Consider the following 23,203-nt stretch of genomic DNA (forward strand, 5'->3'; position numbering starts at 1 on the left):
ACACCTGGTGCGGGTTCAGCGCGCTGACGGCAGTGGTTTATCGGTTCAGGCGTTCCTTCCAGGCGGCCAGGATCGCCGGGTCGGTCGGCTTCGACACCAGCGAACCGATGACATAGCCGAGCAGCGAGGCGATGAGCCCCAGGTAGATGGCCTCGCTCGCGTAGATGTCGATCGTGATCATGATGATGATCGTGGTGAGAGCACCGAGGATCATGCCGGCCATGACGCCGACGATGGTGCCGCGTTTGAAGATCAGCCCGCCGAGGATGGGAATGAACAGTCCGGCCACCAGCAGGTTGTACGCGACCGTCAGCGCTTCGACGACGCTGGGCATGATCATCGCGAGGACGAGGGTGACGACACCGAGGCCGATGAGGTAAATGCGGGAATCGCGGATCTCATCGCCGGTCTCCCGGACCAGAGACCTCACCAAAGTCGACTTCGTGCCACCAGCCGAACTATGCGTGGAGTCGCCGTCCTGTGCGGACGCCGAGCCGTTCTGCATCGATTCGTCCTGTGCAGAGCTGGCACGGGAGGCCGATCCGTCCTGCACCGACCCGGTCGAATCGGTGGTGACCGGAACGATGTCCTTGCGGGCCAACAGGGGCTCGACGATGTCCTGACGGCACACGGTCGCAGCAGCCATCAGCGATCCCGAGGCAGTCGACATCATCGCGGCCAGTGCTGCGGCGAGCACGAGCCCACCCATCACAGGCGACATGGCTGCGTCGACGACGGCGACGAACACATCGTCCTGGACCTCGATGCCGGGCACGATCTTGGTCGCGGCCATGCCGATGAGCGCACCGGCCACAGCATAGAGGAGGCAGTAGACGCCTGCGGAGAGTCCGCCCCACCTGGCCACGCCCGGACTGCGGGCAGTGAACACGCGCTGCCAGATGTCCTGGCCGATGAGTAGCCCCAGTGTGTAGATGAGGATGTAGCCCAGTATCGCCTCCCACCCGATGCCCACCGGACTGGTCTGCTCGGCAGGCAGCGACGCGAAGAGTTCGGTGATGCCACCGGACTTGCTCAGCACGATCGGCAGCATGATGAGGAAGATGCCGATGGTCTGGATGAAGAACTGCACGAAGTCGGTCAGCGTGATCGACCACATTCCGCCGAGCATCGAGTAGAGAATGACGATGCTGCCGCCGATGAGCACCGACCAGACTTTGTTGAGGTCGAAGAGTGCATGGAAGATCGTCGCATAGGCGACAGTCGATGTCGTCGAGATCATCAGACCATAGGCGGTCATGATCGCGCCCGACACCAGCCGGGAGCCCTTCCCATACCGCAGCTCCAGCATCTGCGAGACCGTGTAGATTTCCAGCTTCTGGATCTTCGGGGCGAAGAACAGCGAGAGCAGGATGATGCCCAGACCGATGCTGAAGACCAGCCACATTCCCGACAGACCCGAGGTGTAGCCGAGGCCGACACCGCCGATCGTCGAAGCCCCGCCGAGGACGACCGCGGACATCGTGCCCGTGTACAGCCACCCGCCCAGGCGGCGGCCCGCGACGAGGAAATCGTCCTGGTTATTCGCCTTGTACCGGCCCCAGATTCCGAATCCCACCATGGCGGCGAGATAGATGATGACGACTAGAGAGTCCACGTCGACCCTTTCCTGATTGACTGCATGAGCAATCTGCTAAGCGGGTGCCTCAGCACCCGACGGTAATGTGAATGGTGGTGGGGAGGTCCCGATCGAGCGCCTCGGCGACGGCTGCCGGCAGCATCTCGTCGATGTCGGACTCCGCGATCGTGACTCCGGCCCCGCCCATGGACTGGCCCAGAGCCGCGAAGTCGGGACGAGCGAGCTTGACCGCGAAGGGCTCCATGCTCCGATCGACCATCTGAGCCTCGATTTCGGCATATCCGCCGTTGTCGACGATGACGAAGGGAATCCCCAGTCCCAGTTCGCCGGCGGTCATCAGCTCCTGGATCGAGAACATGGCCGCACCGTCGCCGAGGATGCAGGCCACAGGGCGAGCATTGTCAGCCAGTTTCGCCCCGATGGCCGCAGGAATCCCGTAGCCCAAGGTCGCGAAGCCCGGCATGTAGAGCAGCTGATCGGGTGTGCTCGCCGTCAGCGCATGCACCGATCCGTCGTAGGTGACCTTGGACGAATCCCCGGCAACCACCACGGATGGCCCGGCGCCCTGTTCGACCAAGCGGGTGACACGAGCGCCGATGGAGTCGAAGTCGAAGTCCGCACCCCAGGACTCCCGGATCGCCGCGACCCTGTCGGCTCCGCTTCGTGTGCTGCTCGTCCCCGTCGCCGAGGTGGGCGTCCCTGTCACGTCGACCGAACCCGCCGAGGTGGCCGTGGACTCGTCCATGCCCAGCTCGGTCATCAGCGCGGTGAGGAATTCGCCAGTGTCGGCGCAGGCGAGGATGTCCCCGCCGAGGTTCTTGCCCAGTTGGTCCGGGTCGATGTCGCAGCGGATGACAAGCTGCTCGGAATTCTCATCGCGTACACCTGGCGCGGTCTGGGCACCGATGAGGCCGCCCCACAGGTCGGAGTCGGCGAGTTCGGAGCCGAGCACGATGAGCACGTCGGCGGCAGCAGACTCGGCCTGGACGCTGGGAAAGCGAACGTTGGACCCCATGGACAGATGGTGGTCCTCAGAGACGATGCCTTTGCCGTTGGCTGTCGTGGCCACCGGCGCATCGAGGAGCTCGGCGAAGGCCACGACCTGTGCATGTGCCTTTCGAGCCCCGCCACCTGCGACGATGAACGGGCGAACGGCACCGCGCACCGCCTCGGCGGCACGGGAGACGACATGCGAATCAAGCCCCGGGCGTCGACCCGTGAACGGGGTCGGCACACTGCCGTTCCAGGCGCCCTCGAGCACGTCGAGTGGAACCTCGATGTGCACGGGACCCGGGCGGGACGAGGAGAACATGGCGAACGCCTCGGCGACGGCCTGGGCGGCACCCTCGGCCGTGCGGGTGCGCTGGGAGGAGACCAGCAGGCGGTTCAGTGCTCCGGAGGAGTCTTTCGTCTCGTGCAGCATTCCGACATCGGCGCGCTCCAGTCCGGTGGGAACGCCGGGGGAGAGGATGAGCATCGGACGCGACTCCGCATACGCGGTCGCCGCGGCCGTGATGACATTCGTCAAGCCTGGACCCGAGGTGGTGATGATGACACCGGGCTTGCCCGAGACGAGGTAATAGCCGTCGGCACCATAGCCTGCGCCCTGCTCGTGGCGAGGCGTGACCGCGCGGATGCCGAACTCGTTCAGGTGCCGGTAGAACTCGAGGTTGTGGGTACCGGGGATCCCGAAGATGGTGTCGACGCCGTGTGCGGCCAGGGTCGCGATGACGGCCCGACCGCCATTGCGGAACTCAGCACCGGAACTGGCGCCGGCACCGCTACTGGTTGCGTCTGTGATTTCTTCTGCCATGGTCAGGCTCCGAGTGCTTCGCCGCTGGGGCCTGAGGGGCCGGTGAGGCCGTTGCGCGCGGCGGCCCACAGGGAGAGCATCTCGTAGCCTACGTGGGCGGCGGCGAGTCCCGTGATCTCCGCATGGTCGTAGGCAGGTGCGACCTCGACGATCTCGGCGCCGACGACGTTGAGTCCCTGCAGCCCGCGGATGGAGTTGAGGAGTTCGCGACTCGTCATGCCGCCGGCCTCGGGGGTACCGGTGCCGGGTGCGGCCGCGGGATCGAGGACGTCGATGTCGACGGACAGATAGACCGGTGCATCGCCGAGGCGTTTGCGCATCCGGGCCACCACCTCCTGGACGGAGGTGAACTGGTAGTCGTCGCTGCGGATGATCTGGAAGCCGAGCACTGCATCGTCTTCGAGATCCTTCTGGCCGTAGAGCGGTCCGCGAATGCCCACATGCATGCACGATTCGAGGTCGAGCAGCCCTTCTTCGCTGGCGCGTCGGAACGGAGTGCCATGAGTGTACGGGGCCCCGAAGTAGGTGTCCCAGGTGTCGAGGTGGGCATCGAAGTGCAGGACCGCGATTTTGCCGTGCGTCTTGTGCAGGGAGCGCAGGTTCGGCAGAGCCAGAGTGTGGTCGCCGCCGAGGGTGAGGAGTTTCGCCCCATCGTTGCGCATCTCATCGGCGCTGCGTTCGACCTCACCGATGGCCTCTTCGATGTCGAAGGGATTGACGCCCAGGTCGCCACAGTCGGCGACCTGCTGCCAGGTGAAGGCGTGGACGTTCGTCGCCTGGTTGTAGGGGCGCAGCAGCTTCGAGGACTGGCGGATGTGGCCGGGTCCGAATCGGGCGCCCGGACGATAGCTGACGCCGGCATCGAAGGGGACGCCGAGGATCTTGACATCGATCTTCTCACCGGGTCGCGCTGCTTCGACCTCATCGATGCGCGGCAGCAGACCGAATGTCGGTGGTCCCGCGAAACGCGGTGTCTGGCTGTAGTCGGCTGGTCCCAGGGGTTGAGACGACATTGGCTCTCCTTCGCAGTGATGCTTGCTCGTGGTGGTGTGTGTTGTCATCAGCCTAGGACGTGGCTCACACAACACAGATATCCATAGTGGAGTAATTGGTGAACTCAGTGTCCATTGCGGATAGTGTGGTTCTCATGGTCACTTTGGGTCAGCTGTGGGCACATCCGGAACTCGCTCTCGAGGTCGTCGTCGATTCGCCGAGGGCCGGGCAGGAGGATGTCACGATCGTCCACTCCTCGGAGTTGCCCGAGGTCGACGAATGGTTGGCAGGGGGAGAGGTCCTGCTCACGATCGGCGTCGGTCAGGATCTCAGTGGTGCCGGTGTGGCCGACTATGTGGGCCGGCTCAAGCGTGTGGGAGTCCATGCACTTGGCATCGGCCTCGGTTCGGCCCTGCCGTGGCAGGCGATCCCCGCTGCGCTGCTTGCACAGGCCAAGGCTCAGGGACTGGCACTGTTCGGGGTTCCCGAGCCGGTTCCGTTCGTGGCGGTCGTCGATGCCTTCACACGCATGCGTGAGGAGGAGACGACCCGAGAGCTCACCCGGGCCAGCAGTGCGGGACGGCGATTCGCGACCGACCTCGCACACCAGGGCCCCGCCGCGCTGGTCGAGGATCTGGCCAACACGCTGGGCACGGACGTGCGATTCGTTTCACCCACGGGCAGGGGCCTGACCGGCGATGATGCGAAGGATCTGGTTCGGCACGAGCTGATCGCCGAGGCTCTCAAACCGTCCATGGCACCGCGTCTGCTGCGCACCGAGTCGGGCATCGTGGAGGCCGTTCCGGTGGGCGATGAGCAGGTCCGCGGATGGATCCTCACCCCCGCCGAGGTGGCTGGCAATTCCCGCACCCGTGCCCTCCTGCTCTCCACCGCAGCGGCTCTGTTGAGTCTGAGCGTCACCGAGGAGTCGCCTCGGCGATCAGTCTCTCGGCTTTTCGTCACGTCCTTGGGCACCGATGAAGCGCGTGCCGAATGGCGGCAGCAGACCGGACTGGCTCCTGTTTCGCGAGTGAAGTTCACGGTCTTCGGCAACGTGCGCGGTGAGGTCCCCGAAGCGCTGTTGAGCGACCTGGGGACAGGGATTCTCCTGGTCCGTGCGGGGTCGATGATCGGTGTCATCGAACCCGGCACCCGGAATGCCGACCTGAGCCATCCCGATGGTGCCGAATCGGCAACGCATCAGGCGAGCCTGGTCGACAGGGTCGCGGAGGTCGCCGGACTCGAACGGCTGTTTGCGAAGATGATCCCACTGACCCAGGCCCACCACACATGGTCGGTGTGGCGAACGCAGCACGAAGGTGCGACCTCGGATGTGCGGGCACTGCTGTCGTCGATCGATGAATCGGCGGCGCAGAGATTCGTCGACCGAGTCCTGGGTGCGCTCCTCGTCTCCCGGGACGGGCAGGATCTGCTGCTGACCCTGCGGTCGTTCATCGCCGCTGGGGGAGTCAAGGACGCGATCGCGGCTGAACTCGGCATCCACCGGCACACGGTGCGCGCGCGAATGGCGAAGATCGAGACGCTGTTGGGCCGGGACCTCACACGGGCGGAATCGGTTCAGGCCGTGGCGCTGGCTCTTGAGCTCGCGGAACTGTGAGCCGCGCGGCCTGCTCAGCTGGTACAGCCGACTCAGCCGATTCAGTCGGTGCGGTCAACTCAGGCGAAATGTTCGGAGCGGAACGCTGAGGCAAGCGCGAGAACCCGGTCGAGTCCCTCCCGCTGACCGATGCTGATACGCACCCCATCGCCGAGGTTGCGCACGGCGACAGCCTGCTCGACGCAGGCATCCTCAAAGGCTGAGGACAGCTCGCCGAGCGGCAGCCATACGAAGTTCCCCTGCGCCTCAGGCACATCCCAGCCCTGATCACGCAGTGCGTGGGCAAAGTCATCGCGAACGGACGCGATCTCCTTCGCCCGGACGTCGACCTCATCACTGTGGCGCAGCGATTCCAGGGCAGCAGCCTGGCTCATGTCGGTGACTCCGAAGGGGATGACGGCCTTGAACAGCCCCTGGATCACAGCTTCGTGAGCGAGCGCATATCCCACCCGCAGGCCCGCCAGAGCGTGGGCCTTGGAGAAGGTCCTGACCAGGACCACATTGGGATGGTCAGCCACCAGCTCGACGCCACCCACAACTCCCTCGGCGGTGGCGAATTCCCAATAGGCTTCGTCGAGGGCGACGAGCACATGGTCGGGCACCTGCATGAGGAACCGACGCACCTCATCGTCGCGCAGAGCCGGTCCCGTCGGATTGTTCGGCGAGCAGAGAATGATGAGACTGGTGTTGTCGGTGATCGCGGCGGCCATTGCGTCCAGGTCGTGTCGACCGTCATCGCGCACCGGCACCTCGACCCGCTTCGCCCCGGCCAATCCCGTGGTCTGGGGATACATCTCGAATGAGGGCCAGGGATAGATCGCTTCCGTGGTGGCATCCGAGGTGATCTGGGTCAGGGCCACGAGCAGCTCGCTGGCACCCGTGGTCACGATGAGTTCGTCGATGCTCACGCCGAGGCGCGCGGCCAGTTCCGTGCGCAGAGCCAGTGCCGCATCATCGGGGTACAGGGCGGGGTCTTTCGCGTGTGCTGCCATGGCGTCGATGACCGCCGGCAGCGGCTCGAGGTAGTTCTCGTTCGAGGACAGTTTGAATGGGGTGAGCCCGTCGATGCGTTTGGGTTCCTTTCCCGGAACATACGGCGGGAATGTTTCCAGCGAGGCTCGCAGTCGTGGGGTCGAAGGGGTGCCAACTGAGTTGTCCGGGGAGGTCATGGACTCATGATTTCACAGTCGCCTCACCACGGTTTGTCCGGGGCAGAACGACCTCCGTCGCCGCCGGGGCCCTGCTGTTGCTGCTCACGTTCGGAATCTTCTGCTCGCTTCTTCAGCTCTTCGCGCTTCTTCTCCTGCTCCGACTTCTCCCCGGAACCGTCCGACTTCTCATCGCCCTCGCCGGAGCCCTGGTCCTTCTTCGAGTCATCTCCCGATTCCCCGTTCTGCTGCTCGTCGCCCTCGGAGCCATCGGAGTCGCCGCTGTCCGAGCCCTCGTTCTTGGCTTGTTGTCCCTTTTTCTTGTCCTCGACGCGTTCCTTCGCTTCGTTGCTCTTCTGCTTCTCTTCGCTCTTCTTCGGCTGGCATTCCTCGGGCGCGTCCTCCAAGGTCTTCAACGAGCGGTCGTAGAGCTCGTCCGACTGATCAGGATCCTGGTCGGCGACTTCGTCGGCGAGCTTCTCATACACGTATGACAGATTGATCCGCACCGCACACTCATCACGGACAGGGGTGATCTCGAGGGCGGACTCGAGGTCGCCCTGTGCCGCTTCGAAGTCGCCGACGGCCGCCTCAGCGGTGCCGCGATTGTAGTACCCGATATGGCGTTGGATCGGACTGAGTGTGAGGAACGCGGTCGACGCCTTCTTCGCTCCCGGGAAGTCGTTCGACGAATAGCGGACCTGAGACGCGGCCCCGAAGTAGGCGGTCACCGCCACATAGCCGAAGACGAGCAGAAGCGCGAAGCCGATGATGAGATTGATGCGTGTCAGGCGGCGCATCTTCGACCAGGTGGCCGTGATCCGGTTCATGGCTGACCTCCTCGTCTTCGGTGGTCGACTCTGCGGCTCGGTTGGATGGTGCGCAGGCGCAGCAGCTCGCGCACACCGAACACCATTTCGACTGCGATCCATGCGAACACGAGGATCAGAGGCACCCAGAAGTATTCGTCGACGGTGACCCGGCCATCCTTCTTGACCAGCGTCTGGTCGTATTTCGGCGCCGTGTAGACGCTCGACATCGAGGCCCCACCGTCACGGTGGTGGTATTTCACACCGAGGTCGGTCGCGATCTGTCTGAGGTTCGTCTCGTCGATCTTCGAGATCCCGGGGTTGCCCTGCCCGTCGCGAATATACTCCTCGTTCGTCCCGCCGGACCCACCGGTTCCATCGGCCTCATCGGGATCGCCGAGACCGGGCTCGCCTCCCTGGCCTGACCCGTTGCCGAAGGGCCGGGGTTCCTTCATCTTCCCGCCCTCAGGTGTGCCGTATCCGAACACTGCACCGCTGTCGATGCGGGAGGCGAAGGACGACCAGGAGTCGATGGGGGACTGGGCGGTCTGCTCACCGTCGCCGAAGTAGAAGACGAGGCTCTTGTTCTCTGGGCGTTCCTCCTGATTGGACGCCATCCGTTTGTCCAGCTCAGCGCCCGCCTCGGTGATGGACGAGCCGTTCGAGTTCAAGGACATCTCCGGACTGAGGACATCGACGGCGGAGGCGAACGCCGCATGATCGGTCGTCAGCGGCATGACCGTGGCTGCGGTCGAGGCGAAGGTGATGATGCTCAGCCTGGTGCCGGGGAACTGCTCTGCCAGTTCCAGCATGTCTTCCTTCACCCCTTCCAGGCGGGTCTTGTCACCGTCGTAGTCCTCGGCGGCCATCGACGTCGTCGTATCGACGAGGAAATAGACGTCGGCGGCCGCCTCGTATTCCTCGGTCGAGGACTTGATGGGAATGCCCGGTCGGGCCAGGGCCAGTGCGAGCACGGCGACGATGCCCATGCGTGCGAACCATTTCCAGCGAGGTCCATCCCCGCGCACAGCAGGGATGATGCACACGGTCAGCAGGGCGAGGACGAGGAATCCCCACCCGAACCACGTGAAGACGGGATCGAAGATCATGATTTCGTCCTCCACGCCAGAACGAAGACACCAGCGAGGCCGAAGACCGCGATCCCGAGGGGAACGGCGGGCATGTCATGGACGACGGTGTAGGAGCGGCCCGGAGTGTTCTCTGCCTCCTGGCTCTGGATCTCTGCGACGATGCGATCGATCGTCGAGGCCGAGCCCATGTCGAACTGCTTGCCTCCGGTGCGATCGGAGACCGACTCCAGTTCCTTGGTCTGCGTGGTCGTGAGCACGGACGGGGGAGAGAGGCTGTAGACCCTGACATCGGAGTCCACGGCGATGTCTGCGGCCTCGTCGAGTTCGAACAGAGGGTCACCGGCGAGCATGTTGTCGGTGGCGAAGACGATCGAACGAGAGCGCTTCTCGTCCTGACGGTCGAAGTTGTCCACGCAGGACACGAGCCCGTCACCGATGAGGGAGGAACCGCCGATGTTGGGCGGTGAGGTCGACCAGGAGTAGTCAGTGCCTTCCGAGCCCCAGGTGCGGAATCCCTCCTCCGCTTCCTCGAGATAGCTCTGGACCATGTCGTAGTCATCGGTGAGCGGGAACGCGGAGACCGCAGTGGAATTGAACACGGTCATCCCGATGCGTTCACCGTCGAACCGGTCCACGAGCTCCTGGTAGGCCTCGAGGAGGTCGGCGTCATAACCGAGCATCGAACCGGACACGTCGAGGCAGAGCATGACGTCACGCAGCTTCTTCTCCGGATTGACGGTCTCGACCCAGGCGGGTCTGGAGATTCCGGCGAGTGTGGAGATGCCGGTGAGGGCGATGACGGCGAGGAAGGCGACCGTCGTGATCAAACGGGTGCGCATGGCCCTGCGGAAACTCGGCAGGCTCGTCATGCGTCCGCTGTGAGCCACGGCCAGTGATGACGCGGTTGCCTTGGGCCTGCGGAAGAAGAAGACCGCGGCGGCGGCAAGAACGAGGAGGATGAGGGCCAGCCACCAGAACATCAGGACCATCGCGTCACCAGCTTCCTGGCGCCGGCGATCTGAGGTCCCAGATCGTTGGCATCGTCCTCAGCGAATTCCGCTGCGTAGAGACTCGACAGGGATTCTGCGAGGTCGTCGAGGCCGGCCACAGCCGCGTCACGGTAGGTGAGGTGTTCGGCCCTGACGCCCCATGCGTCACGAGCGAACTCGCGCACGATCTTCGCCAGATCACGAGCCGAATCACGCACATCGGTCTCTCCTGCACCCAGCTTCGACTCCACTTGGGCGATCCGAGACATGTAGGTGCTGCGGACAGGAATGGGAATCCGCGGCCGGGACTTCATGCCCGATCCCGCAGCCGCGCGCAGCAGCGGGGCGAACAGATTGAGAAGGGAAGCCAGCAGAACGACTCCGGCGGCGACATACCACCAGACCGAGATCTGCAGGGGCCCGACGAGCTCATCGGGGCCCACGGCGATGCCTCAGCAGAAGAGTGTGGAGAGCGCCCAGAGCCTGATCCGGGTGGGCGATTTCGGTGTGTGAGATTCCGAGTTTCGAAAGCAGATCGATCCGGTGCTGCCTGCGGTCGGCCTCGGCGGCCAGGAATTCGGTGCGCACCTTCGGGTTGGTCATCACTGATGTGGGCAAGCCGACGTCCGGTCGGGACACGTCGAACGGCGCCGAGGCGGTCGGCAGCCCAGCAAGGTCCGCATCGGTGATCGTGATCCACAGGATCTCATGCTGTGCCCGCAGGCGTTTGATCGTCGCCTCCTCCTTCGCCCCGAGCGGGCCCTGGTCGGAGATGACGACGACGAGCATCCGGTGGTTGACGTGAGAGGCGATCCACTGCAGCTGCGCATCGATCGAGCCGTCATCGTCGGTGCCCGCCTCGGCGAGGATCTGTTGCAGGAGGTTCTCCAAATGGGCTTCGCTGCCCTTGCGCGGGGAAGCGGTGGAGCGCTGGGCGCTGCCGTGGACGAGCATGACATCGTCACCATGGCGTACGGCGAGATAACCGGTCATCCCGGCCATGAGGATCGCCAGCTGGCGCTTGTGGACCCCGGCCGAAGACACGGCGTCGAAGTTCCGCGACGAGTCGACGACGAGCGCGAGGATGTGCCTGCGGTGGGCCACATAGCGTTTGACCAGCGGATTCGAATGTCTGGCCGTGGCTTTCCAGTCGATATCGCGGATCTCATCGCCGGGAATGTAGTCACGCAGATCATCGAAGTCGAGGCTGTGTCCGTGGAAGACGGACGAGTAGTCCCCGTCGAGGAGCCGTCGGGTCCGGCGATGCGCGTGGATGGTCATTCGCGCTTTGATCCGATTGAGCAGAGCAGTCATCGATCCATCCGATCAGGGAGTGGGGACGGCCATGAGGAGGGCATCGACGACCTGTGCGCTCGTGATGTTCTCCGTGGCGGCTTCGAAGTTGAGTTGGATGCGGTGCGCGAGGACACGGTGGGCGAGATCCTTGATGTCCTCGGGGATGACGTAGTTGCGTCCGCGGATCATCGCCAGGGCACGTCCCGCGTTGGTGAAGGCGATCGAAGCACGCGGACTGGCACCCCATTCGATGAAGGGGGCCAGACGGCCCAGGTACTTCGCGGTATTCCTGGTCGCGTGGACGAGCTCGACGAGGTACCGGCTGATCGCGGGGTCGACGTAGATGGTGCGTGCATAGCTCTGCAGCGTCTCCACATCGTCGAGGTCGCACGACGGCTTCGGCGCGGAGTCACGGTCGAAGACACCCGAATCGAGGCGGGAGAGGATCTCCATCTCCTCATTGGGATTCGGGTGGGTGAGGAGGTCTTTGATCATGAACCGGTCGAGCTGCGCCTCCGGAAGCTGATAGGTTCCCTCCTGTTCGATCGGGTTCTGCGTGGCCATGACGAGGAATGGGCGGGGGAGCTCGAACCGCTGACCGCCGATCGTCGTCTGCTTCTCCTGCATGGCCTCGAGCATGGCACTCTGCGTCTTCGCCGAGGAGCGGTTGATCTCGTCGAGGAGGACGATGTTGGCGTGGACCGGGCCCAGGACAGTGTTGAAGGAGCCTTCTTGGGCGTTGTAGATCTGTGAGCCGATGATGTCGGAGGGAAGCAGATCGGGAGTGCACTGGATGCGGGAGAACTGTCCGTCCACAGCATTGGCCAGGGCTGCCGCCGCAGTTGTCTTGGCCAGGCCGGGAACACTCTCAAGGAGAAGATGACCGCTGGAGAGAAGGCCGATGAGCAGGCTCTCGCGCAGGCGCTGCTGCCCGACGACGAAGTGGTCCAGATAGGATTCCAGACCGCCGAGGATCGATTGTGCGTGTGCGATCTCTTCGGTGTTGGCGGGTGCCGTTGCCGTCATGGTGGGGCCTCTCGAATCTCAACTGGCTGACAGAACAAGCATATGGGCTGACCCTGACACGCGTCTGGACACTGTCGTGTCAGTACCGACACATAGGCTTCGATGACAGGACGAAGTTGACGACAGGATGTCATCGACGACAGGTCGGGCAGGCGCAGGGAAGGGAGGTGAGGACGACCCTGGAATCGGCCGTGAGGACACCGGAAACGGAGTCGAATGTGACACGCCGACGACGCGCCCACAACCGAAATTTTTATCTGTGGACAAGTGTTGAAAACAGTGTCATCCGAAAGAGGCGAACGCGGCATTTCTGCTCCGAATCCCCGTGTCCTCGCAGGTGATCGAACTACATCAGTGTCATTCATGACCTGTGGATGACTGTGGACGGTTTGAACACAGGGTGTGGATGGTCGAAACAACACTGGTGTAACACTGGATATAGGGGTAGAGTCGAACCCGAACACAACATCTAGTGGTCACACTCGGGGCTGGTCTGCGTGATATTCGTCATTGCGGAGGTCGTGAATCCGGTGTGGGCACGCCGTGAAATCTAAGCCAGAGTGCAGAATTGAGGAGTCGCAATGATCACCGTGTACACCAAGCCAGCTTGCGTCCAGTGCAATGCCACCTACCGTGCGCTCGATGCCAAAGGTCTGAAGTACAAATCGGTCGATCTCAGTGTCGATGAGAACGCCCTCGACGTCGTCAAGGCCATGGGCTACATGCAGGCTCCCGTCGTTGTCACCGACAACGACCACTGGTCAGGTTTCCGTCCGGACAAGATCGCCACCCTGGCCGGAGAGCAGACTTCGGTTTCCGTCGTGGCCTGACATGCTTCTGGTCTATTACTCGGCCAGTTCCGAGTACACCGACCGCTTCGTCGGCAAGCTGGCGCACCCGTCCCGACGGCTGCCGCTGCTGACAAAGGATGAGACGTTGATGATCGATGAACCGTTCGTCCTTGTGACTCCCACCTACGGGGCCGGCCCCAACCGAGGCGCAGTGCCCAAGCAGGTGATCAAGTTCCTGAATATCGAATCGAACCGCCGCCACCTCGTCGGCGTCATCGGCGCCGGAAATACGAACTTCGGTGAAGAATACTGTCGCGCGGCACACAAGGTGGCCGCGAAATGCAATGTACCCGTGCTGTATCGCGTCGAACTCCTCGGAACCCCAGAGGACGTCGAGGCAGTGAATTTAGGATTGGACAAACTGTGCGCGAGCTCGCTGAAGACCGCAATGTAGAAGACATCATCCGCGAAGAGACGGATCTTGACTACCATGCGCTCAACGCCATGCTGAACCTGTACGACCAGGACGGTCGCATCCAGTTCGAGCGTGACAAACAGGCTGCCAGGCAGTATTTCCTGCAGCATGTCAACAACAACACCGTCTTCTTCCACGACCTCAAGGAGAAGCTCGACTACCTCGTCGAGAAGGAATACTACGAGCCCGAAGTCCTCGATCAGTACTCCTTCGACTTCATCGAAGAGCTCTCGAAGCGTGCCTATGGTCAGAAGTTCCGGTTCCAGACCTTCCTCGGCGCTTTCAAGTTCTACACCTCCTACACGCTGAAGACCTTCGATGGGAAGCGCTACCTCGAACGCTTCGAGGACCGCGTCGTCATGGTCGCGCTGTTCCTGGCTCGCGGCGACGAGACGCTGGCCACCCAGCTCGTCGACGAAATCATCACCGGTCGTTTCCAGCCGGCCACGCCTACCTTCCTCAACGCCGGCAAGAAGCAGCGCGGCGAGCTCGTCTCCTGCTTCCTGCTGCGCATCGAAGACAATATGGAGTCGATCGGCCGCTCCATCAACTCCGCACTGCAGCTGTCCAAGCGCGGCGGCGGTGTGGCGTTCGCTCTGACCAACATCCGCGAGTCCGGTGCTCCGATCAAGAAGATCGAGAACCAGTCCTCGGGCGTCATCCCGGTGATGAAGCTGCTCGAAGACTCCTTCTCCTACGCAAACCAGTTGGGAGCACGTCAGGGTGCCGGTGCCGTCTACCTTCACGCTCACCACCCCGACATCTACAAGTTCCTCGATACCAAGCGTGAGAACGCCGATGAGAAGATCAGGATCAAGACCCTGTCGCTGGGCGTCGTCATCCCGGACATCACCTTCGAATTGGCCAAGCGCAATGAGGACATGTATCTTTTCAGTCCCTACGACGTCGAACGCGTCTACGGTGTGCCCTTCTCCGACATCGACGTCTCGGACAAGTACGAAGAGATGGTCGACAATGCCGCCATCAAGAAGAACAAGATCAACGCTCGCGAGTTCTTCCAGACCTTGGCAGAGATCCAGTTCGAGTCCGGCTACCCGTACGTCATGTTCGAAGACACGGTCAACAAGGCCAACCCGATCGACGGCAAGATCATCATGTCGAACCTGTGCTCGGAGATCCTCCAGGTCTCCGAGCCCAGCAAATACGACTCCGATCTCGGATACGACGTCGTCGGCAAGGACATCTCCTGCAACCTCGGTTCGCTCAACATCGCTCTGACGATGGACTCGGAGAACTTCGGGCAGACTATCGAGACCGCGATCCGCGGGCTGACGGCCGTCGCAGAGACCTCGGACATCCAGTCGGTTCCCTCGATCGCCCGCGGCAACGACATGTCGCACGCCATCGGTCTGGGCCAGATGAACCTCCACGGCTACCTCGCCCGGGAGCATGTCTACTACGGATCCGATGAGGGCCTCGACTTCACGAACATGTACTTCTACACCGTCGCCTACCACTGTGTGCGGGCGTCGATGGAGATCGCGAAGGAACGCAAGACCGCCTTCGCCGGATTCGAGAGGTCGAAGTACGCGAGCGGTGAATACTTCGACAAGTACACCGACGAGGTGTGGGAACCGCGCACGCAGCGTGTGGCGGGCATGTTCGCCGAGGCGGGCGTGCAGATTCCGACGCAGGACGATTGGCGCGAGCTCAAGGCCGCGGTGGCCGAGCACGGCATCTACAACCAGAACCTGCAGGCTGTTCCGCCCACCGGATCGATCTCCTACATCAACAACTCGACCTCGTCGATCCATCCGGTGGCCTCGAAGATCGAGATCCGCAAGGAAGGCAAGATCGGGCGCGTGTACTACCCGGCTCCCTTCATGGACAACGACAATCTCGAGTACTACCAGGACGCGTACGAGATCGGCTACGAGAAGATCATCGACACCTATGCCGAGGCCACGAAGCATGTGGACCAGGGCCTGTCGCTGACCTTGTTCTTCATGGACACCGCGACGACTCGTGACATCAACAAGGCGCAGATCTACGCATGGCGCAAGGGCATCAAGACCATCTACTACATCCGGTTGCGTCAGCTCGCGCTGGAAGGCACCGAGGTCGATGGCTGCGTATCCTGCATGCTGTGACCGATGAGTTCAGCGGACCGGTGAGAACTGGTCCGCTGAACGCGTGGCTCGGGGTCTGCGCGCGATGCGGACCCGGGGCAGAAGACATTCTTCGTCTGCTGGGCAGACCACATGTACGTGCGACGTACCCGTAACTGAGAAGAGAGATGGAAACGTTGGAGAACCTGACTTTGGCCTCGCATGTCGACGCCATCAACTGGAACCGTGTCGTCGACCCCATCGACGATGACGTCTGGGACCGCCTGACCGGAAACTTCTGGCTGCCGGAGAAGGTGCCGTTGAGCAATGACGTCCAGTCATGGGCAACGCTGACCGAAGAGGAGAAGACGCTGACGATGCGCGTCTTCACCGGTCTGACTCTGCTCGATACGATTCAGGGAACCGTCGGTGCGATCTCCCTGATTCCGGATGCGGTGACTCCGCACGAGGAAGCCGTGCTGACCAACATCGCGTTCATGGAGAGCGTGCACGCGAAGTCGTATTCCTCGATCTTCTCGACACTGTGCTCGACGAAGGAGATCGACGAGGCGTTCCGCTGGTCGCGTGAGAACACCTACCTGCAGGCCAAGGCCGACATCATCCTCAGCTACTACCGAGGCGATGACCCGCTCAAACGCAAGGTCGCCTCCACGCTGTTGGAGTCATTCCTCTTCTACTCGGGCTTCTACCTGCCCATGTACTGGTCGGCACACGCGAAGCTGACGAATACGGCTGACCTCATCCGCCTCATCATCCGCGACGAGGCCGTGCACGGCTACTACATCGGCTACAAGTACCAGAAGGGCTTGGAGTCGCAGTCCGAAGAGCGCAAGCAAGAGCTCAAGGACTACACCATGAATCTCATGTTCGAGCTCTACGAGAACGAGGTCGCCTACACCCATGACCTCTACGACTCAGTGGGTCTGGCGGAGGACTGCAAGATGTTCCTCCACTACAACGCCAACAAGGCCCTGATGAACCTCGGGTACGAAGCGATGTTCCCGAAGGAGGTCACGGAGGTCAACCCGGCGATCCTCGCGGCTCTCTCGCCCAACAGCGACGAGAACCACGACTTCTTCTCCGGCTCCGGTTCCTCCTACGTCATCGGCAAGGCCGAGAACACGGAAGACGACGACTGGGACTTCTGATCCGAGGACCGGGACGTCATCCGTCTCGAATCTGACCTGCCCTGAATAACGAAAGAGCGACCTGTCCAAACCATCTGGCGGCGACAGGCCGCTCTTTCGCATTGCCGCGCCCGGCAGGCGGCCCACTCTGATCCGGAGTGAAACACACCCCGCCCCACCCCGCAGCGTCTTGTCTCGTCGTTGCGGCCGGGCCGGTTTCGCCGGACTTCGACTCTGCTCTCAGCCGGCCTCGCGCGCCTCCCGGGCTGAGGCGACGTCGTCGACGATTGCGGCGATGTGCTGCATGCTCGCGATCAGCGAACCGTAAAGGGGCCAGGAGCGCTCGGGGAGACCATCATCGTCGGCCATGTTCACCGACAGCTGTTCGAGCCGCCTGAAGATCGGTTCGACCTCCGCATCGGGGTCGACAATCGCCCGACCGGCATCCCGGCCGATGGAAGTCCATTGTTCGCGGAAGCGGGTATCCCATTCGCCGTCTTCATATGATCCCTCGCGCAGAGTCCGAGTCAGATGGCGCAGATGGGAGATGCCCTCATCCACCCGCTGCAGAATGTTCTCGTAGCTGGCATCCTCTGGCGATGTCTGCGATTCCAGAGCTTCGCCCGATGGGTAGCGCTTTCGGCGCAGTCGGTTACGCGGATTCGCTCGCTGGCTTTCACGAGCAAACTTGACCGTCTGCCACGCCGAGTTCAATTCTTCGCTCATTGATTCGGTCTCTGAGAACCAGTTATCGGCATTGGCTGTGTCCCAATCCTGGTCGAGCTCATCGGCCATGTCGATCAGCATGTCACCCATGCGCCGATTGATGCTGTCGACGTACCGTGCTGCCTGCTGATCCCGCAGCGGCGGAATCACAAGGAGGTTCACGACGATGCCGACGGCAATGCCCAGGCAGAGTTCTAAGATGCGTTCCCCGAGCAGCGGCTGCTGGCTGTCGAAGCCGCTGCCGAGGATGAAGATTCCGGTCGTCGCAATCGCCACGCCTTCATCACGGATCCAGGGAAGACGTGCAGCGGCGAGTCCGACCAGGAGCGCGAGAGCAAATGTCCAGATGCTCACTCCCAGGTAGTTGCCGATGACGAAGGACAAGGCCACACCGAGAGTTGAGGCGATCGTCGACTGAGCTCCGCGAGACAGTGAGCGGTGGACAGTCGCATGCACTGTCAGCAGTGCCGCCCACGGTGCCAGGAATGGCATCTGCGAGTTCAGAACATTATCCGACAGCCACCAAGCTCCGGTTGCCGCGATGACGGTCTTGACGATCTGGAGAAGGTCGGTGACGACTTCGGGCCGCTTGGCCAATGGTGAAAATTGTTGCCGTGAGTTCTGCTGCAATGGTCGTCCCTTCGAACAGAAGTGCATGGAGTTGTCACCCTACAGGGAACGCTCGGCAGGCGACCTGACCTGCACGAGCGAGCTGCCGAAGCAGACAATGAAAATGCCCGACATTCCTGCAGGTGAAACCTGCGAAATGTCGGGCAGAGGTCAGACTGTCGTCGATCTTGCGCTGCTTAAAACCCAGCAGTGCGAAGAACAAACTGACAGTCGGTGTCGCTCAGGCTGCAGCCAGTGGCGTGATCTCACGCAGCGACGAGCCGGTGAACAGCACGACGCGGCCGGTGGAGTCACTGATCGTGATCTTTCCGTTGCGTGTGCTGATCGTTGGATCGATCAGTCCTGCATGCTCAACAGCACGCTGGACCCATTGTGGGAACTGAGTCATCGTTCCCTCCTTTCTTAACTACTTCGTCGAAGGGCATGCATCAACGCACGCCGATCTCATTGCTTTTCTGATGGTGACGGGGCAGTCACCGGGGTGCAGGCAGCCAACCGATAGCATCGGATGGTGGCCGGCCGAGATGTCACCGTGGTGTGGGTCAATCCTTCACGGCGGGGGATCTGCAATTCGAAGTGAGACAGTGTCCGTGGCGAATCATTTGCAATGTCGAACCTGAATCTGGTCTGCCATCATGAGCGACGTGTCATCGTGCTCAGTGGATCAGATGGTTCAATGAAGCCGGACAACTTCGAACGCAAGTCAACAGCTTAACTGCATCCGGAACGTGAAGTCAAAACAGCGGTGCCGACTGTCGAAACGACGTGCAGGGAATCGCCGGCAGGAGAGCGCCGTGCGAGGAACACGACATGCAGGAGAGCTCCGGCAGGGGAGCGGAGGAGACTGCGTCACCGGAGCGGAGCGTGTGACCGGGCGGATCAGCGGGAGGACTTGCCCCAGCGCAACCTCAGCAAGATGATCAGCGCGGTGACCAGAAGCGCTGCCGCAACAGCCAGCATGCCGACAGGGAGCAGCTTCTCTATCGAGACGCCGAGAGTCGTTGCCGAAGACTTGGACTCAGATGCCTCTGCACCATCACTCGAATCCATCTCGGTGCCGACGGATGCGCGGCCATCAGCGCCGGCACCCCCGGCATCGCTGCCCGACGCGTTCGGATCGGCACTCGGTGTCACGGTGTCTCCGACCGGAATTGTCTGGAGGGACTTGGGATCCTTCTGCGCGAAGTCCCATTCGAGCAGGTCGATCGCGGCTTGGCGGGAGTTGTTGTCGATGCCGAGCATCGTCGCCACCACGCGGTGGCCGTCACGTTCGGCAACGGCGATGTAGGCGCCTTTGGCCTGTCGAGTGAAACCGTTCTTCAGGCCGAGCCCACCTTCGACCTGCCCGACGATCTTCGTGTGATTCTGGATCGGATAGCCTTCGAACTTCTCCTTGGTGTCCGGGTTCGTGCCACCGGGAAACTGGTATGTTTCGGTGCCGATGACGCTCATCAGGTATTCGTCTTCGCACACAGCCCACGCCAGTTTCATCATGTCCGCGGCCGTCGTGTATTGGTCCTCGTCATCGAGACCCGAGGTGTTGGCCGCGTGAGTGTTCGTCATACCCAGCTCTTCGGCCTTCTCATTCATCAGAGCCACAGCCTTTTCCTGCCCTCCGGCAGCCCGTCCGAGTGCGTTCGCGGCATCATTGGCGCTCGACATCAACATCGCATGGAAGAGGAGATCTACCGTGTATTCGTTCTTCTGCATGAGACCGACCTTGGTGCCATCGATCTCCATGTCCTCGAATTTCGCCTCCACCTTCTGCTTGGGATCGTCGAGCACCTCGACGAGAGCCAATGCTGTCAGCAGTTTGATCGTCGACGCCGGAGCATGCTTCTTGTCGATGTCATGTGCGGCCTGAAGTTCTCCAGTGTCGAGGTCTCCCACCAGCCACGCTGTTCCCACCGGTTGCGGTGGCTTCGCTCCATTGCCGAGGTCGGCGGGAGTTTCGTAGACCTTCTCCTGCTTCTCGTCTGGTGTGGTGTCAGCGTGTGTCACCGAGGGGGAAAGCGTCAGCTGGGCGCCGACGAGCAGAAGCGCGAGAGCGGCGGCGGCGATGAGACGCACCCCTGCTCCGAACGAATGCGGAAGCGCTGCTGCCGTCACAGAAGCAGAGGAAGGGTGGGTAGAACGCATGCGGCCCAGTCTACGACGGAGTAGAAACCGACGTGTTCAGGAAAACGCATGCGATTGAGCACAGCAATTCCACAGTCCAAGTCAGGCTGAGCTGGTTCAAACCTGTCCACCGTGACGTGAATTGCAGACAGCGCTGCCGAAAACGGAAACTCTCGAACACGAAAACCCCCGAACAAGCGCGACGCCGCGGGGAACGCAAACGGCGGCAGCGCACGAAAGGCGGCGCCACACGAAAAACGGCCGCGCACGAAAAGTGCACGGCCGCCTCGGCGATATGGATGTTCAGATCAGAATGCGCGCTGCAGAACCGCCTGCTTCACCTCGGCGATGGCCTTAGTGATTTCGATGCCACGAGGGCAGGCCTCGGTGCAGTTGAAGGTGGTGCGGCAGCGCCACACACCTTCCTTGTCGTTGAGGATCTCCAGGCGCATGTCTCCGCCTTCGTCACGCGAATCGAAGATGAAACGATGCGCGTTGACGATGGCCGCCGGTCCGAAGTACTGGCCGTCGGTCCAGAACACGGGGCAGGACGAGGTGCACGCGGCGCAGAGGATGCACTTGGTGGTGTCGTCGAAGGCCTCACGCTCTTCGGCCGACTGCAGACGCTCACGCGTCGGCTCGTGGCCGGAGGTGATGAGGAACGGCATGACCTCACGGTAGGACTGGAAGAACGGCTCCATGTCGACGATGAGGTCCTTCTCCAGAGGCAGACCCTTGATCGCTTCGATGGTGATCGTCTTGTTCGTGTCAAGATCCTTCAGCAGGGTCTTGCAGGCCAGACGGTTGCGGCCGTTGATGCGCATGGCATCGGAGCCGCACACGCCGTGGGCACAGGAGCGGCGGAAGGACAGCGAACCGTCGGTCTCCCACTTGATCTTGTGCAGGGCGTCCAGCACACGGTCGGTGCCGTACATCGTGACCTTGTACTCCTCCCAGTGCGCCTCTTCGTCCTGTTCGGGATCGAAGCGTGCGATCTGGAAGGTGCAGTCGAACGACGGGATCGAACCGCTGTCACCGGCCACGTGGTCGGGCAGGTCGATCTTCGAGGCGGGTTCCGGGGTTTCGGTTGAGGTATCTGTGCTCATCAGTACTTACGCTCCATCGGCTGGTAACGGGTGACGATGACGGGCTTCGTCTCCAGACGCATGCCCTTGATGCCGTCGGTCTCGGAATCAGGATCGAGGTACGTCATCGTGTGATGCATGAATCCGTCGTCGTCACGATCCGGGAAGTCCTCTCGGAAGTGGCCACCGCGTGATTCCTTGCGGTGGATGGCGGCGACGGAGATGACCTCGGCAAGTTCGAGCAGGAAGTTCAGCTCGACAGCCTCGAGGAGGTCGAGGTTGAAGCGCTTGCCACGATCCTGAATGCCGACGTTGTTGTAACGTTCACGCAGTTTCGCGATCTCGTCGAGCGCTTCGCGCAGTGTTTCGTCAGTGCGGAAGACCTGGACGTTGGCGTCCATGAGTTCCTGCAGATCCTTGCGGATGGCACCGATGCGTTCGGTACCATCCGAGGTCCGCATCTTCTCCAGCAGTGCGACGGTGTCGTTCTCGGCACCCTCCGGCAGCTCGACGAAGTCAGCGGTCTGCGAGTACTCCGCGGCGGCGATGCCGGCGCGCTTGCCGAAGACGTTGATGTCGAGCAGTGAGTTCGTGCCCAGGCGGTTCGAGCCGTGGACGGACACGCAGGCAACCTCACCGGCGGCATAGAGGCCGGGGATGACGTTGTCGTTGTCCGCCAGCACCTCGGCGCCGATGTTGGTCGGGATGCCGCCCATGGCATAGTGCGCGGTCGGGAAGACCGGCACCGGCTCCGTGTAGGGCTCCACGCCGAGGTAGGTGCGAGCGAACTCGGTGATGTCGGGCAGCTTCGCATCGATGTGCGCGGGCTCGAGGTGGGTGAGGTCGAGCAGGACGTAGTCCTTGTTCGGTCCGCAGCCGCGGCCTTCGCGCACCTCGTTGGCCATGGATCGGGCCACGATGTCACGAGGCGCGAGGTCCTTGATCGTCGGGGCGTAGCGTTCCATGAAGCGCTCACCGTCGGAGTTGCGCAGAATCGCGCCTTCACCGCGGGCGGCCTCGGAGAGCAGGATGCCCAGACCGGCCAGACCGGTCGGGTGGAACTGGAAGAACTCCATGTCCTCGAGCGGGATGCCCCGGTTGTAGGCCACGGCCATGCCGTCACCGGTCAGGGTGTGTGCGTTCGAGGTGGTCTTGAAGACCTTGCCCACACCGCCGGTGGCGAAGACGACCGACTTGGCCTGGAACAGGTGGATCTCGCCGGTGGCCAGTTCGTAGGCGACGACGCCGGCCGGACGGCGGACCCCGTCGACCTCGGTCATGGCCAGGTCGAGGACGTAGAACTCGTTGTAGAACTCCACGCCGTGCTTGACGCAGTTCTGGTACAGAGTCTGGAGGATCATGTGACCGGTGCGGTCGGCCGCATAGCAGGAGCGGCGAACCGGGGACTTGCCGTGGTCACGGGTGTGACCACCGAAGCGACGCTGGTCGATCCGGCCTTCGGGGGTCCTGTTGAAGGGAAGACCCATCTTCTCGAGGTCGAGAACGGCGTCGATTGCTTCCTTTGCCATCACCTCGGCGGCATCCTGGTCGACTAGGTAGTCACCGCCCTTGACGGTGTCGAAGGTGTGCCATTCCCAGTTGTCCTCTTCCACGTTCGCCAGTGCGGCGCACATGCCGCCCTGGGCCGCACCGGTGTGCGAACGGGTGGGGTAGAGCTTGGTCAGGACTGCGGTTCGGGCGCGCTGGCCCGATTCGATCGCTGCGCGCATCCCGGCGCCACCGGCGCCGACGATGATGACGTCGTGTTGGTGTACCTGCAT

At 62.4% G+C, this 23,203-nt stretch carries 20 protein-coding genes; 5 read left to right on the plus strand and 15 right to left on the minus strand.

Annotated features, from left to right (window positions below):
• Positions 1 to 37: 37 nt before the first annotated feature.
• From BLT92_RS15225 to speB, 3 genes are read right to left on the minus strand one after another with little or no spacing between them, the layout of a single operon-like run.
• Positions 38 to 1,615: a sodium:solute symporter family protein gene (locus tag BLT92_RS15225; RefSeq protein ID WP_092106890.1), complete on the minus strand. Its 1,578-nt coding sequence runs from the start codon at positions 1,613 to 1,615 to the stop codon at positions 38 to 40.
• 49 nt (positions 1,616 to 1,664) lie between these two features.
• On the minus strand, positions 1,665 to 3,410 hold the full coding sequence (locus BLT92_RS15230) for a thiamine pyrophosphate-binding protein (RefSeq protein WP_092106892.1): 1,746 nt from the start codon (positions 3,408 to 3,410) through the stop codon (positions 1,665 to 1,667).
• Between the two features lie 2 nt (positions 3,411 to 3,412).
• Entirely contained in the window at positions 3,413 to 4,423 is a 1,011-nt protein-coding gene (gene speB, locus BLT92_RS15235; RefSeq protein WP_092106894.1) for an agmatinase, read from the minus strand.
• 134 nt (positions 4,424 to 4,557) lie between these two features.
• Here speB and BLT92_RS15240 point away from each other — a divergent pair, with 134 nt between their 5' ends.
• Complete coding sequence (locus tag BLT92_RS15240) at positions 4,558 to 6,021, plus strand: helix-turn-helix domain-containing protein (protein ID WP_092109472.1); 1,464 nt, start codon at positions 4,558 to 4,560, stop codon at positions 6,019 to 6,021.
• 59 nt (positions 6,022 to 6,080) lie between these two features.
• On the opposite strand, the gene BLT92_RS15245 is transcribed toward BLT92_RS15240, so the two are convergent.
• Genes BLT92_RS15245 through BLT92_RS15275 form a run of 7 tightly spaced genes read right to left on the minus strand, consistent with a single transcriptional unit; the run spans position 6,081 to position 12,380 of the window.
• Complete coding sequence (locus BLT92_RS15245) at positions 6,081 to 7,190, minus strand: histidinol-phosphate transaminase (RefSeq protein ID WP_092106896.1); 1,110 nt, start codon at positions 7,188 to 7,190, stop codon at positions 6,081 to 6,083.
• 23 nt (positions 7,191 to 7,213) lie between these two features.
• A complete protein-coding gene (locus BLT92_RS15250; protein ID WP_092106898.1) occupies positions 7,214 to 7,999 on the minus strand; it encodes a tetratricopeptide repeat protein in 786 nt (261 codons plus the stop codon).
• Positions 7,996 to 9,087 (minus strand): vWA domain-containing protein, encoded by a 1,092-nt coding sequence (locus BLT92_RS15255; RefSeq protein ID WP_092106900.1) that lies wholly within the window; start codon positions 9,085 to 9,087, stop codon positions 7,996 to 7,998. Before BLT92_RS15255 ends, BLT92_RS15250 begins: the two co-directional genes overlap by 4 nt.
• Entirely contained in the window at positions 9,084 to 10,058 is a 975-nt protein-coding gene (locus BLT92_RS15260) for a vWA domain-containing protein (RefSeq protein WP_092106902.1), read from the minus strand. Before BLT92_RS15260 ends, BLT92_RS15255 begins: the two co-directional genes overlap by 4 nt.
• Positions 10,049 to 10,501: a hypothetical protein gene (locus tag BLT92_RS15265; RefSeq protein ID WP_092106904.1), complete on the minus strand. Its 453-nt coding sequence runs from the start codon at positions 10,499 to 10,501 to the stop codon at positions 10,049 to 10,051. Before BLT92_RS15265 ends, BLT92_RS15260 begins: the two co-directional genes overlap by 10 nt.
• Positions 10,488 to 11,372 carry a DUF58 domain-containing protein gene (locus tag BLT92_RS15270; protein ID WP_092106906.1) on the minus strand — a complete coding sequence of 295 codons (885 nt, stop codon included), beginning with the start codon at positions 11,370 to 11,372 and terminating at the stop codon, positions 10,488 to 10,490. The genes BLT92_RS15265 and BLT92_RS15270 overlap by 14 nt, the downstream gene beginning before the upstream one ends.
• A 12-nt stretch (positions 11,373 to 11,384) precedes the next feature.
• Positions 11,385 to 12,380, minus strand: a complete 996-nt coding sequence (locus tag BLT92_RS15275) for an AAA family ATPase (protein WP_092106908.1) — start codon at positions 12,378 to 12,380, stop codon at positions 11,385 to 11,387.
• A 581-nt stretch (positions 12,381 to 12,961) separates the two neighbouring features.
• Here BLT92_RS15275 and nrdH point away from each other — a divergent pair.
• The 4 genes from nrdH (at position 12,962) to nrdF (ending at position 16,884) form a co-directional block, all read left to right on the plus strand.
• The gene (gene nrdH / locus BLT92_RS15280; RefSeq protein WP_092106910.1) at positions 12,962 to 13,210 is read left to right on the plus strand and encodes a glutaredoxin-like protein NrdH; all 249 of its coding nucleotides are present in this window, start codon (positions 12,962 to 12,964) and stop codon (positions 13,208 to 13,210) included.
• A 1-nt stretch (position 13,211) separates the two neighbouring features.
• On the plus strand, positions 13,212 to 13,625 hold the full coding sequence (nrdI, locus tag BLT92_RS15285; RefSeq protein WP_092106912.1) for a class Ib ribonucleoside-diphosphate reductase assembly flavoprotein NrdI: 414 nt from the start codon (positions 13,212 to 13,214) through the stop codon (positions 13,623 to 13,625).
• 5 nt (positions 13,626 to 13,630) lie between these two features.
• Positions 13,631 to 15,757: a class 1b ribonucleoside-diphosphate reductase subunit alpha gene (gene nrdE, locus BLT92_RS15290; protein WP_092109475.1), complete on the plus strand. Its 2,127-nt coding sequence runs from the start codon at positions 13,631 to 13,633 to the stop codon at positions 15,755 to 15,757.
• 146 nt (positions 15,758 to 15,903) lie between these two features.
• Entirely contained in the window at positions 15,904 to 16,884 is a 981-nt protein-coding gene (gene nrdF, locus BLT92_RS15295) for a class 1b ribonucleoside-diphosphate reductase subunit beta (protein ID WP_092106914.1), read from the plus strand.
• A gap of 219 nt (positions 16,885 to 17,103) precedes the next feature.
• Here nrdF and BLT92_RS15300 read toward each other — a convergent pair whose 3' ends face one another.
• The 5 genes from BLT92_RS15300 to sdhA form a co-directional block, all read right to left on the minus strand.
• Complete coding sequence (locus BLT92_RS15300; RefSeq protein WP_231938871.1) at positions 17,104 to 18,186, minus strand: FUSC family protein; 1,083 nt, start codon at positions 18,184 to 18,186, stop codon at positions 17,104 to 17,106.
• 253 nt (positions 18,187 to 18,439) lie between these two features.
• Entirely contained in the window at positions 18,440 to 18,607 is a 168-nt protein-coding gene (locus tag BLT92_RS20500) for a hypothetical protein (RefSeq protein WP_157691470.1), read from the minus strand.
• A 491-nt stretch (positions 18,608 to 19,098) separates the two neighbouring features.
• Positions 19,099 to 20,358: a D-alanyl-D-alanine carboxypeptidase family protein gene (locus tag BLT92_RS15305; RefSeq protein ID WP_092106918.1), complete on the minus strand. Its 1,260-nt coding sequence runs from the start codon at positions 20,356 to 20,358 to the stop codon at positions 19,099 to 19,101.
• Positions 20,359 to 20,645: 287 nt separating this feature from the next.
• On the minus strand, positions 20,646 to 21,443 hold the full coding sequence (locus tag BLT92_RS15310; protein WP_092106920.1) for a succinate dehydrogenase iron-sulfur subunit: 798 nt from the start codon (positions 21,441 to 21,443) through the stop codon (positions 20,646 to 20,648).
• On the minus strand, positions 21,443 to 23,203 hold the full coding sequence (gene sdhA / locus BLT92_RS15315; protein WP_092106922.1) for a succinate dehydrogenase flavoprotein subunit: 1,761 nt from the start codon (positions 23,201 to 23,203) through the stop codon (positions 21,443 to 21,445). The genes BLT92_RS15310 and sdhA overlap by 1 nt, the downstream gene beginning before the upstream one ends.

The sequence above is a fragment of the Brevibacterium picturae genome (assembly GCF_900105045.1).
In the GTDB taxonomy this organism is placed as follows: domain Bacteria; phylum Actinomycetota; class Actinomycetes; order Actinomycetales; family Brevibacteriaceae; genus Brevibacterium; species Brevibacterium picturae.